The sequence below is a fragment of the Saccharothrix sp. NRRL B-16348 genome (assembly GCF_001280085.1).
In the GTDB taxonomy this organism is placed as follows: Bacteria; Actinomycetota; Actinomycetes; order Mycobacteriales; family Pseudonocardiaceae; genus Actinosynnema.
Genome location: NZ_LGED01000195.1, coordinates 109,475 through 122,338 on the forward strand (window position 1 = coordinate 109,475; position 12,864 = coordinate 122,338).

Genomic DNA, 12,864 nt, shown 5'->3' on the forward strand with positions numbered 1-12,864 from the left:
GTGGCCCCCGATCTCGTCCTGCTGTCCGGGGTGTCGTTCCGCGGCCGCGAGATCGCGGGCCCGCGGCTGCGCGGCCTGATCGCGCTGCTCGCCGGCGACCTGCGCGGCGGCTGCGGCACCGGGCGGTTGATCGACGCGCTGTGGCCGGACGAGCGGCCGGAGAACCCCGCCAAGGCCCTGCAGGTCCTCGTGTCCCGGGCACGGTCCGCGCTCGGCGCCGACGTCATCGCCCGGACCCCGACCGGCTACCGGCTGACCCTGGCCGAGGAGCAGGTCGACAGCGCGGAGGTGCTGGTCCGGGCGGAGGCGTCCGCGCGGTGCTCGCGGGAAGGCGACCACGCCGCCGCCCTCGCGCACGCCGACGCGGGCTTGGCCCTGTGGGGAGGCGTCGAACCAGGTGACGACGCCGGGCCCGTGACCGCGTTGCGCGCGGAGCGGTCGGCCACCTGCCGCACGCTGGTGCGGGCCCGTGCGCTCGCCCTGGCCCGGCTCGGCCGGCCCGCCGAGGCGGTGGACGCGTTGGCGGAACTGGCCGCGGCGAGCCCGCGTGACGAGGAGGTGCTGGTCGAGCTGCTGCGGTGCGAGGCGGCGACGGTCGGCCCGGCCACGGCGCTGGCCCGTTACGACGCGTACCGGCGGGCGTTGCGCGAGGAGCTCGGCGCCGATCCCGGCCCGGCGCTGCGAGCCGAGCACCGGCGGCTGCTCCAGGGTGTCGTGCCCGTGGTCCGGCACGGTGTCGCGCACGAGCCGAATCCGTTGCTGGGGCGGGACGAGGACGTCGCCGCGGTGGAGGCGCTGCTCCGCGCGTCCCGCGTGACGTCGATCGTCGGGCCGGGCGGGCTGGGCAAGACCCGGCTCGCCCACGCCGTCGCCCGCCGTGCCGAGGCGCCGGTGGTCACCGTCGTGCCGCTCGCCGCCCTCGGCGCGGACGACGACGTGGCGCACGAGGTGGCGACGGTGCTCGGCGCGGGCGAGCACCGGGGCGGGCACGTGACGGGTGACGTCGCCGCGGCCATCGCGGCCAAGCTCGCCGGCGGCCCGTCCCTGCTGGTGCTGGACAACTGCGAGCACGTCGTCGCGGGCGTCGCCGACCTGGTCCGCACCCTCGTGGCGCTGACCGCCGACGTCCGCGTCCTCACCACCGGCCGGACACCGCTCGGCCTGTCGTCGGAGTCGGTCCACCCGCTGCCGGAGCTGAGCCTGACCACGAGCGTTGAGCTGTTCGGGCAGCGGGCGCGGGCGGCGCGGCCCGGCGTCGACCTGCCCGCGGCGGCCGTGCGGGAGCTGTGCCGCCACCTCGACGGGCTGCCGCTCGCGATCGAGCTGGCCGCCGCGCGGGTGCGGACCATGTCCGTGGGGGAACTGGCCCGGCGCCTGGACGACCGGTTCGCCCTGCTGCGCGGCGGCGCCCGGGACGCGCCGCGACGCCACCACACGCTGCACGCCGTCGTCGACTGGAGCTGGAACCTGCTGGACCCGGCCGGTCAGGCGGCGATGCGCGCGCTGTCGGTGTTCACCGACGGGTTCACCGCCGACGCCGCGCGCGTGCTGCTCGACGCGCTGCCGTCGACCACGCGTGACGTGGACGCGGTGCTGGAGCACCTGGTCGACCACTCGCTGGTCAAGGTGTCCGACACCCCGTCGGGGACCCGGCTGCGGATGCTGGAGACGGTCCGGGACTTCAGCGCCGCGCGCCGGTCGGCGGCGGGTGAGGCGGACGACGTGACGGCGGCGTTCCTGGGGTGGGCGCGGGCGTTCGGGATGGCCGAGCACGCGAACCTGTTCGACGCCGACCCCTACGCCACGGCCGCCGCGGTCAAGGCGGAGCAGGAGAACCTGGTCCAGGCGCTCCGGTCGGCTCTCGGTCGCGACGACCGGCCCACCGTCGCGGCCGTCACCGCGGTCCTGGGCGGCGGGTGGAGCCTGGAGTCGAACTACCCGCGGCTCACCGCGCTGATCCGGCAGACCTCCCGGCCGCTGTCGCGCTACCGGCCGGAGCCCGCGTTCGTCGAGGTGACCAGGACCGCGCTGACGGTGGCCGTGGCGTACACGTTCGGCGCCGAGGGGCAGGGGTCGTTGCGGACGGTCGTGGCGCTGCGCCGCCTCGGCCTGGGGCGGCCGGACACCGTGGTCCGGGCGATCGGCTGGGTGGTCGGCGCGCTCGGCGACCCGCCGGAGGTGCGCCGCCTGTGCGACAGCACCGAACCGCTGGTGGCCGCGGTCGCGAACGCTTTCGCCTGCTACCACTGGGAATCCGTCGGCGACGTCGACGCGGCGTTGCGGGCGGCCCGGCTGGCGCTCGACGTGTTCACCGACCGCGACCTGCCGTGGCCGCGTTCGTTCGGCCACGGTCGGGTCGCCGAGATCTGCCTGCGCGTGGGGCGGGGCGCGGAGGCCCGCGACCACCTGCTCGCCGCGCTGCCGCTGCTCCAGCGGCTCGGCGCGCGGGTCGACGCGGTCGGCGTGCGGGCGTGGCTGGTGCTGGCCAACCTCCAGCTCGGTGACACCGCCGAGGCCGAGCGGTGGCTGGACGGTCTCGCGCACGTCGCGCTCGACGAGGAGGAGGCGGCGGAGTCGGCCGGCTACGACCTCGGCATCCGGGCGGAGGTGCGGCTCGCGCGCGGCGAGGTGGAAGCCGGTCTGCGGCTGTGGCGCGGTGCGGTGGACCGGGTGCGCGACACGGGTGTCCTCGCCGGCGTCCCGTTCGACCTGGATCCGTGGGCGGTGCAGGCGTGGTCGGTGGCTGTGGTCGCGCACGCACGGCACGGGCGGCTGGAGCTGGTGGCGGAGGTCGCGGACGCGTTGCCCGGACTGTTGGCGCGCCTGCTGACCCATCCGCTGGTCAAGCCGCCACCGCACCTGGTCGAGCAGGCGATCTGCGGGGCACTGCTGGTGGCCGTCGCCATGGCGGACCTCGCCCGCGCCCGCCGGACCGGTGACGCGTGCCTCGCGCGGTCGGCGGTGCGGATGCTCACGCTGGCCGAGCGGTTCCCGTTCCCGCGCGACTTCCAGCCGACCATGTCCGCCGCGTCGGTCCGGGCGGACGCCGAGCGGGCCGACCGGGCGGCGTACCACGAAGCGGTGTCGTCGTACGCCGCCCTGGACCGGGCCGGTGTCCGCGCGGCGGCGCTCGACCTGGTGCGTGAGCGCCCGATCGGCGGCTGAGGCGGGCGGACCGGTCAGCGGGTGCGGTCCCGGTTGTAGAGCCGCTTCGCCCAGCCGTACCCGACCAGCGCGATCACGGCGCACCAGCCGAGCGCGAGCACGGCGTTGTCGCCGATCGGCGTGCCGAGGAGCAACCCGCGCAGCGTCTCCATGATCGGCGTGAACGGCTGGTGCTCGGCGAACCACCGCAGCCCGGCCGGCAGCGAGTCGGTCGGCACGAACCCGCTGCCGACGAGCGGCAGCAGCGTCAGCGGCATGGACAGGTTGCTCGCCGCCGCGACGGTCTTCGTCACCAGCCCCATGGCGACGGCCAACCACACCAGGGCGAACGTCGTCGCCGTGAGCAGGCCGGCGACCGCCGACCACTCGACCGCGGTGGCGTTCGGCCGGAACCCGACGAGCAGGGCCACGCCGAGCACGACCGCGAGGCTGAACAGGGTGTGCAGCACGCTGCCGAGCACGTGCCCGGTCAGCACCGACACCCGCGCGATGGCCATCGTCCGGAACCGCGCGATGATCCCTGTCGTCATGTCGATGGCGACCGAGATCGCGGTGCCCTGCACGGTGCCGGCGATGGTGATGAGCAGGATGCCGGGCGTGACGTAGTCGGCGTACGCGCCGCGACCGCCCGCCCCGCCGCCGAGACCGTCGCCGAGCGTGCCGCCGAGCACGTAGACGAACAGCAGCAGGAAGACGATCGGCACGGCGAGCAGCATCAGCGTCATGGACCAGGCGCGGGACATGTGCCGCAGTTGGCGGCGCAGCATCGTGGTCGAGTCGCGGACGGCGAGGGTGATCTTGGTCATCGGGCGGTCACTTCCGGAGCGGTGGTGGTAGCGGGCCGGCCCGTCACGGCGAAGAACACGTCGTCGAGGTCGGGTGTCCGCACGGCCAGCCCGTCGACGTCGACGGAGGCCGCGTCGAGGCGGTCGAGCAGGGCCTTGAGCGAGCGGACGCCGCCGTCGCCGGGCACCCGCAGGACCGGCGACCCGTCGGCCGGGTCCGGCGCGACGTCCAGGACCGCGGCGGCGGCGACCAGGGCGCGTTCGTCGGCGAACCGCAGCTCGACGTGCCCGCCCGGCACCAGCCGCTTCAGCTCGGCCGGTGTGCCCTCGGCGACGACCCTGCCGTGGTCCAGCAGGGCGATCCGGTCGGCGAGCTGGTCCGCCTCCTCGAGGTACTGGGTGGTGAGGAAGATCGTCACGCCCTGGGCGACCAGGTCGCGCACGATCTGCCACAGGTCGCGCCTGCTGCGCGGGTCGAGCCCGGTGGTCGGCTCGTCGAGGAAGATCACCCGCGGGTCGCCGACGAGGCCCATGGCGAGGTCGAGCCGACGCCGCATGCCGCCCGAGTACGTCGCGCCCGCCCTCTTCGCCGCCTCACGCAGGCCGAACCGCTCGACCAGCTCCGCCGTGCGTCGCCGTCCCTCGGCCCGGCCCAGGTGGTGCAGGTCGGCCATGAGCAGCAGGTTCTCCTCGCCGGTGAGGAAGTCGTCCACCGCGGCGAACTGGCCGGTGACGCCGATGGCGGCCCGCACCAGGTCCGGCTCGCGCGCCACGTCGTGCCCGTCGACGCGAGCCTCGCCCGCGTCGGCGCGGAGCAGGGTCGACAGGATCCGGACCAGCGTGGTCTTGCCCGCGCCGTTGGGGCCGAGCAGCGCGAAGACGGTGCCTTCGGGCACGTGCAGGTCGATGCCGTCGAGCACCACCTGACTGCCGTACGACCGGCGCAGACCGGTCACCGCGATCGCGGGCTCAGTGGGGTTGTTGGTCATGCCGACGACAGTGCCGCCGGGCCGGATCACGGCGGTTTCACCGCGGTTTCACCACCCGCCCGAAACGGGTGGTGGTCGGAAACGTCAGGCAGCCCGGCTTGCCGTCGCGGCGGACCCGCGTGGCCGCCGTTCGCTCTCCGGACGTGTCGGTGTTTACCGCTACTGTTGGCGACCAGGAGTGGCTCCCTGTGGTTATGTTGGAAGTGGGGAATCGTGTCGGTTCGGTGCGTGGGCCGATTGCCGCGGTTCGGAAGGGCGAGGGGGTTTGGTGATCCGATGTCGGCGGTCGACTGCGCGGCGGACGCCATTCCCGGTCGTGTGGAATGCGGCACGCCGTCCCGCCCTCGGCGCCGGTGGCGGGTCCGCGCGGGTGTCGTGACGACCCGGCGCGGCGCGCGTGATCACCACCCGCGACAACGCACAGTCCGCCCCACGGCACCAACTCCCGGCCGCGGCGGGCGGAACCGGTGACAGCTGCCCCAGTCCCCGTCCGGGTGGAACTGCTGGGCGCGGTCCGGGCATGGCGGAACGGGGTCGAGGTCGACCTCGGGACGGCTCGGCGGCGCGCGGTGTTCGTCCTGCTCGCCCTCCGCGCCGGGCAGGCCGTGTCCAAGGACGAGCTGATCGACGGCGTGTGGGGCGACTCGCCACCCGCGACGGCCGGCGCCGGCCTGCACACCTACATCTCCGGCCTGCGCCGGGCGCTGGAACCGGAACGGGCCAAGCGGTCCGCCGGGGTGGTGCTCACCTCCGCCGGGTCCGGGTACTGCCTGCGCGTGCCCGTGGACGGCGTGGACGTCCACCGGTTCGAACGCCACCGCGAACGGGCCAGGGAGCTGGCCGACCGCGACCCGGCGCTCGCCCTGGCCGAGTTGGAGCAGGCACACGGGTTGTGGCGGGGTGAAGCGCTGTCCGGTGTGCCCGGACCGTTCGCCGAGTCGCAGCGCTCCCGGTTGCACGAGCTGCGACTGGCCACCGCGGAACGGCGGGCCGAGCTGGCGCTCGTCGTCGGCCGGCACGAGGACGTGATCGCGGACCTCGCGGCGCTCACCCGCGAGCACCCGGTGCGGGAGGGCCTGCGCGCCCTGCTCATGACGGCGCTGCACCGGGCCGGGCGGCAGGCGGAGGCGCTGGAGGTCTACCACGACGCACGCCGGGTGCTCGTGGAGGAACTGGGGATCGAGCCCGGCTCCGCCCTGCGGCAGGCGCTCCGGGCCGTGCTGGAGGACAAGGCCGACGACGTCCCGGCGCCACGGGTCGGCGCGTCGCCGATGATCGAGCCCGCCGTGTTCGTCGGGCGGGACGAGGAAGCGGACCTGCTGCGCGTGGCCGTCTCCGACCTGGTCGCCGGCCGGGGCGGCGCGGTGTGGGTCGGTGGCGAGCCCGGCATCGGCAAGTCCGCCCTGCTGGCCACCGGACTGTCCCGGGCGGCCGAGGCCGGGTGCCGGGTGGCGTGGGCCGCGGGCGACGAGTTCGGGCCGCGCACCCCGCTGCGGGTGCTGCTCGACTGCCTCGACGTCACCGAGTCCTCCGCCGACCCGCGCCGTGCCGCGCTGGCGCAGGCGTTGCGCGGCACCGCCGACGCGTCCGACGACCCCGTGCCGCTGGTGATCGAGCGGCTGCTCGGCTTGATCGACGAGCTGTGCGACGAAGCGCCGCTGGTCATCGTCGTCGACGACCTCCAGTGGGTGGACGAGGCCAGCGTCCTGCTGTGGCACCGACTCCTGCGGGTGGCGCGCCAGTGGCCCCTGCTGCTGGTCGCCGCCGGCCGGCCGGTGCCCCGGCGCGCCGACGTCGAGCAGGTGCGCCGCGCGGTCGTCGGCTCCGGCGGCCGGGTGGTGGAACTCGGCCCGTTGTCCGACGAGTCGGTCACCGCGATGCTGACCGAACGACTCGGCGCGCCTCCCGGCCGGAGCCTGCGCGCGGTCATCGGCCTCACCGCCGGGAACCCGCTCTACACCAAGGACCTGGTCGACGTCATGCTGCGCGAGGGCGCGGTCCGGGTGGTCGACGGCGTCGCCGAGCGGGCGCCGGGCGCGGACCAGGAGTTATCCCGCTCGCTCGTGTCGGTGCTGGCCCGCAGGCTGGGGTTCCTGTCCGCGGCCACCACGGACGTGCTGCGCTCGGCGTCGTTGCTGGGCGACGAGTTCGCCCTCGGGGACGTCGCCACCGCGACGGGCCGCCCGCTGGGAGGTCTCGTCGCCGCAGTGGAGGAGGCGACGGCCGCCGGCGTGCTGGACGACGGCGGGCCGAAGCTGGCGTTCCGCCACCGGCTCATCCGGAAGGCGCTCTACCTCTCCGTGCCCGCCGGCGTCCGGGCCGCGCTGCACCGCCAGGCCGCCGACGCGCTGGCCGAGGCGGGCGCACCGGTCGAAGTGGTCGTCGGGCAGCTGGCCGCCGCACCGGCCACGGTCGACGAGTGGGCCGCGGACTGGCTGGTCGCGAACGCGGTGGTGCTCGTGAACAGGGCGCCCGACGCGGCCATCGGACTGCTCCGCGCCGTCATCGCCGAGTCCACAGTGGACGGCGAACACCGGGAGCGGCTGGCCGCCCTGCTGGCCACCTTGATGTTCTGGCTCGGCCGACCGCCCCAGGCGGCGGCGAGGTACGTGCTGGCCCGCACCAGGGACGCCGACCGGGCCGCCGGGATGCGCTGGATCCTCGCCTACACCTGCTACCGGGACGGCCAGGTGACGGAGGCCGTCGACGGGCTCCGCGCGGCCGTGGCGGACGACGCGGTGCCGCCGCCGTGGCGTGCGCGGCTGGAATCGCTGCTGGCGGTGGTGCAGCGGGAAGGCCTCAACGACGTCGCCGCCGCCGAGGAGACCGCGAACCGCGCGTTGCGGCGCGGCGAGGACGCGGGCGACGACCTGGCCGCGGCCCACGCGCTGCAAGGCCTGTGGCAGGTCAGCACGGTCCGCCGCGACCACGCGGAGGCACTGGAGCGGGTCGACCGCGCGCTGGCCCTGACCGACGGGCGGCACGACCTCGGCACGCTGCGGCTCAGCCTGCTCGACGACAAGGCGTTCACCCTGCAGAGCCTGGACCGGCTCGACGAGGCCGACGACGTGCTGCGCGCGGCCCGCGACCTGGCCCGCACCGGCGGGATCGGACCGCACGTCACCACCACCGTGCAGGACTACTGGCGCGGCCGGTGGGACCGCGCGCTGGCCGAGGCGGACGCCCTGCGCGACGACCCGGGCACGGCCTACGAGCTGCGCGAACGCGGACCGGTCCTGCTCGCGCGCGGGGTCGCCGCGCTGATCGCCGCCCGACGCGGGCGGACCCGTGACGCCGAGGACCACCTCCGTGCCGCCGCCGACCAGCCCTCCGTCACCCCGTCCGACCGGGAGAACGGCGACTACCTGCTGGCCGCACGGGCGGTGCTGGCCGACCGCGCCGGACGGCCCGACGAGGCCTTCGCCGCCGTGGAGCCCCTGCTGACCTCGAACCCCGGGCGGCTGCTCCCGCGGCACCAGTGGCTGCCGGACGTGGCGCGGCTGGCACTCCGCAACGGGCGGTCGGACATCGCCGAGCGGGCACTCGCCGGGTGCGTCGAAGAGGCCGCCCTGGAACGGGTCCCCGGCCGGGCGTCCGCCGCCGAAGCCCACTGCCGAGGCCTGCTGGAGGGCGACCCGGAACCGGTGCTCGCCGCCGCGGCCCGCTACCGGGAGGTGGGCCGTCCGGTGGAGCTGGCCGAGGCGTTGGAGGACGCGGCGGTGCTGCTCGCGGCCCGCGGCGACCGCGCGGCGGCCGAGACGGCGTTCCGCGAGGCGGTGGCCCTGTACGAGGGACTGGGCGCGGTGCACGACGTGCGACGGGCGCAGGCCCGGATGCGCGGACCACGCGGTGAGGGGCAGGAGTTCGGATGGGTCGGCTGAGGGGCCGCGGCAGAGCAAGGGCGGTGGGGTGAACCCCGGTGGGCGGCGGTACGTGTGCACGGTGTCGGACGAGAGGTGGTCTGCGGGATGACGGGCGCGTTGCGGGTCGAGCTGCTGGGCACGGTGCGCGCCTGGTCGGGTGAGCGGGAAGTGGACCTCGGCTCCTCGCGGCCACGGGCGCTGTTCGCGATGTTGGCGCTGCGCTCCGGCGGCGTGGGACGGGACGAGCTGGTCGCGGGCGTCTGGGGCGCCGACGCGCCGCCGACCGCGGAAGGCAGCGTCCACACCTACGTGTCGACCCTGCGCAAGGCGCTGGAACCCGACCGGCCGCGAGGCGTCCCGGCACGGCTGCTCGTGTCCGTCGGCTCCGGCTACCGGCTGCTGGTGGACGGCGGGCTGGACGTGGCCGGGTTCGAGTCGCTGCGGGACCAGGCCAGGCGGCAGCTCGCCGACGGCGACCCCGGCGCCGCCCGGCGTGCGCTGGACGAGGCGTTGGCGCTGTGGCGCGGAGAGGCGCTGGCCGGGCTGACCGGCCCGTTCGCCGAAGCCCAGCGGCGCAGGCTCGGCGAGGCGCGGACCACCGCGCGGGAACTGCGCGCCGAGGCCGCGCTCGCCTCCGGCGCCCACGCCGAGGTCGTGGCCGAACTCGCCGACCTCGTGGCCGAGGAACCGTTGCGGGAACGGGCACGCGAGCTGCTGATGCTCGCCCTGCACCGGTCCGGGCGCACCGCCGAAGCGCTCGAGGTGTTCCGCGACGCGCGCCGGGTCCTCGTCGCGGAACTGGAGGTCGAGCCCGGCCGTCGGCTGCGCGCCGCGCACGAGCACATCCTCAGCGGCACGGACCCCGCGCCGGTGGCCGCCGTGCGCCGACCGTCCTTCGTGGAGCCCGTCGACCCGCCGCTCGACGCGGAACTCGTGGGCCGGGACGTGGAGCTGGCCGCGGTGCGACGGGCGGTCGACGACGTCACCACCGGCGCGGGCAGGCTGCTGTGGATCGAAGGCGAGATGGGCATCGGCAAGTCCGCGCTGCTGGCCGCGCTGCTGGCGCAGGCCACCCGGTCCGGGCACCAGATCGCCCACGCCGTCGCCGACGAACTCGGCAGCCGGTTCCCGTTGCGGCTCGCCCTGGACTGCCTGCGCGTCGAGACGCGCTCCCGCGACCCGAGACGAGCGGCCACCGCGCGGGCCCTGCGCCAGGAACGGCCCGCCGGCTCGATCTTCGCCGACTCCGACCCGGTGTTCGGCGCGGTCGACCGGCTGGTCGCCCTGGTGGAACAGCTGTGCGCGGACGGTCCGCTGGTGTTCGCGCTCGACGACCTCCAGTGGTCGGACGAGACCAGCACGCAGGTGTGGCACCGGCTGACGACCGTGGCACGACGGCTGCCGCTGCTCCTGGTCGGCGCGGCCAGGCCGGTGCCGTACCGGGCCGAGGTCGCACGGCTGCGCCGGGACGTCGAATCGGGCGGTGGCGCGGTGCTCGACCTGGCGCCGTTGGCCGACACCGAGGTCGCGGGCCTCGTCGGACGCCTCGTGGGCGCGTCGCCCGGACCGGGCCTGCGCCGGATCGCCGCCCGCGCCGGCGGCAACCCGCTGTACCTGCGCGAGGTCGCCGACGCGCTCGTCCGCGAACGGGTCGTCGAGGTCGCCACCGGGGTCGCCGACGTCGCCACGCACGCGTTGGACCGGGTCCCGGTGTCGCTGGTGTCCGCGGTGACCGGCCGGCTGGACTTCCTGTCCGACCCGACCCGGGAAGTGCTGCGCTGGTCCGCCCTGCTCGGCGGCGAGTTCGCCGTGGAGGACCTGTCGGTGGTGCTCGGCACGCCCGTGTTCGACCTCGCCGGACGGCTCGAGGAGGCCATCGCGGCGGGCGTGCTGCGCGACGCCGGCCCCCGGATGGCGTTCCGGCACCCGCTCATCCGGCAGGCGCTGTACGAGGGGACACCCGCCGCCCTGCGCACCGCGCTGCACCAGCAGGCGGCGCAGGCGCTCGCCGCGTCCGGCGCGCCCGTCGACCACGTGGCCGAGCAGCTGCTGGCCGCGTCCGGCGAGGTCGGCTCGTGGGTGGTGGACTGGCTGGTCGCGCAGGCGCCCGCGCTGGTCTACCGGGCGCCGTTGGTGGCGGTCGAGCTGTTGCAGCGCTGCCTCGGGTCGTCGGTCGTGCGGGACGAGCGTGACGCGACGTTGATGGCGCACCTCAGCAGCGCGTTGTTCCGGATCGGGCGGGATGCCGAAGCCGAGGAGCACGCGCGCCGGGCGTTGCCGCGGTTGCGGTCGCCGGACCTGATCGCCGAGGTGCGCTGGACTTTGGCGTACATGCCGTACCGGGGCGCGCGGGCGGAGGAGGCGGTGACGGCGTCGCGGGAGGCGTTGGCCGATCCCGTGCTGTCGGACATGTGGCGCGCCCGGCTGCTGTCGTTGCTGGCACTGGTGCAGCGGGCGGGCATCGGTGAGCTCGACGGGGCCGAGGCCAGCGCGCGGGCGGCCATCGAGGCGGGGGAGCGGGCGGCCGACCCGTTCGCGATCGGGCAGGCGCTGGAGGTGCTGTGGCAGGTGGAGGCGGTGCGCCGGGACTACCCGCGTGCCGTCGCGTACCTCGATCAGGCGCTGGACGTGGTCGGCACCGACGTCGCGCTCACCGACCTGCGGCTGTTGTTGCTGGACAACCGCATCTTCACGCTCCAGTGCCTGGACCGGTTGGACGAGGCTACGTCGAGCCTGCGTGCCGCGTTCGACCTGGCCGGGCGGGGCACCCCGGTGGCGGGCCTGCACCTGGCCGCCGCCGTGCACCAGTTCTGGCTCGGCGGGTGGGACGAGGCGGTGTCGCGGCTGGAGGCGGTCATCGCGGACCCCGAGTTCACCGGCTACGGGCTGCGGGAGGGCGGACCGGTGCTGCTGCACGGGGTGGTCGCGTTGATCGCCGCGCACCGGGACGACGGCGCGCGGCTCGACACGCACCTGACCACCGGGTTGACGTTGCCCCTGGTGACCGAGGCGTACCGGGAGAACTGCGACTTCCTGGTCGGGGCACAGGCGATGGCGGCGGCCCGCGAGGGTGATCACGCGGGGGCGGTCGCCGTGCTCGGCACGATCCTCGACACCCGGTACGCCGACATGATGCTGCGGCACCAGTGGCTGCCGGAGCTGGTGCGCCAGGCGCTGGCGTGCGGTGATCACGCCACGGCTCGGGCGGCCGTCGAAGCGTGCGAGGCCGAGGCCGCCCGAGAAACCAAGGCCGCCCGCGCCGCCGCGGCCGCGCGGCGGTGCCGGAGCGTGCTGGCGGCCGACCCGGAGGGCCTGGTGCCCGTCGTCGGTCACTACCGGGCGGCGGGTCGGACGTTCGAGCTGGCGCAGACTCTCGAGGACCAGGCCGTCCTGCTCGCCCGGCGGGGCGAGGCGGCGGAGGCCGAGGGCGTCGTCAGCGAGGCACTCGACCTCTACCGCGGTTTCGGCGCTCGCTGGGACGTGCGACGAGCCGCCGCACGGGTCGCGGAGGCGGGCTGACAGCTCGCGGAGGTCGGCTGACGGCTCACGGTCGGCTGGCGGCTCTTGGCGGCGGGCTGACGGCTCGCGGTGGCCTGGCGGCTGTTGGTGGCGGGGGCGGGCTTGCGGCTCGCGGTGGGCCGACAGCTCGCGGAGGTGGCCGACGGGGAACGCAGGCCGGCCGACAGGTCGCCGCGCGGGCGGGTGCACGTCACGGAGGTGCGGCGACAGGGCAGCGGCGGGTTGATGGTCGGCGGAGACAGAGGTCCGGCGGCAGGTGGTGGAGGTCGGCTGACGGGTGGTGGCGGAGCGGCGGCAGGTGGCGGTGGCGGGTTGATCGCTGGTGGAGGTCGGACGGCGGGCGGTGGTCGACCGAACGGTCGCGGTGGGCCGACGAGTGGCGGTGGTCGGCTGGCAGGTCGAGGTGCGGCGGAGGTTGGCAGTGGTCGGCTGGCACGTCGCGGCGGTGCGGCGGCAGGTGGTGGTGGGCTGGCGAGTGGTGGGGCGGCGAGTGGTGGCGGTGCGGCGGCGGGTGGTGGTCGGCTGGCGGGCGATGGTGGGGCG

At 75.8% G+C, this 12,864-nt stretch carries 6 protein-coding genes; 4 read left to right on the forward strand and 2 right to left on the reverse strand.

Translation table 11 applies throughout. The features are described 5' to 3' along the window. Window positions 1–3,165, forward strand: coding sequence for an ATP-binding protein (locus tag ADK67_RS19100; protein WP_053717791.1), 3,165 nt, complete (start codon window positions 1–3; stop codon window positions 3,163–3,165). A 14-nt stretch (window positions 3,166–3,179) separates the two neighbouring features. On the opposite strand, the gene ADK67_RS19105 is transcribed toward ADK67_RS19100, so the two are convergent. Both ADK67_RS19105 and ADK67_RS19110 read right to left on the reverse strand, forming a co-directional pair. Next, window positions 3,180–3,971 carry an ABC transporter permease gene (locus tag ADK67_RS19105; RefSeq protein ID WP_053717792.1) on the reverse strand — a complete coding sequence of 264 codons (792 nt, stop codon included), beginning with the start codon at window positions 3,969–3,971 and terminating at the stop codon, window positions 3,180–3,182. After that, window positions 3,968–4,939: an ATP-binding cassette domain-containing protein gene (locus ADK67_RS19110; RefSeq protein ID WP_053717811.1), complete on the reverse strand. Its 972-nt coding sequence runs from the start codon at window positions 4,937–4,939 to the stop codon at window positions 3,968–3,970. Before ADK67_RS19110 ends, ADK67_RS19105 begins: the two co-directional genes overlap by 4 nt. Before the next feature lie 467 nt (window positions 4,940–5,406). Here ADK67_RS19110 and ADK67_RS19115 point away from each other — a divergent pair, with 467 nt between their 5' ends. The 3 genes from ADK67_RS19115 to ADK67_RS19125 all read left to right on the forward strand — a co-directional run. Further along, a complete protein-coding gene (locus ADK67_RS19115; RefSeq protein WP_063797647.1) occupies window positions 5,407–8,820 on the forward strand; it encodes a BTAD domain-containing putative transcriptional regulator in 3,414 nt (1,137 codons plus the stop codon). Window positions 8,821–8,907: 87 nt separating this feature from the next. Further along, a complete protein-coding gene (locus ADK67_RS19120; protein ID WP_053717794.1) occupies window positions 8,908–12,321 on the forward strand; it encodes a BTAD domain-containing putative transcriptional regulator in 3,414 nt (1,137 codons plus the stop codon). A gap of 343 nt (window positions 12,322–12,664) precedes the next feature. Continuing rightward, window positions 12,665–12,864 (forward strand): hypothetical protein (locus tag ADK67_RS19125; RefSeq protein ID WP_157620586.1); only part of this gene is annotated, 200 nt, incomplete at its 3' end.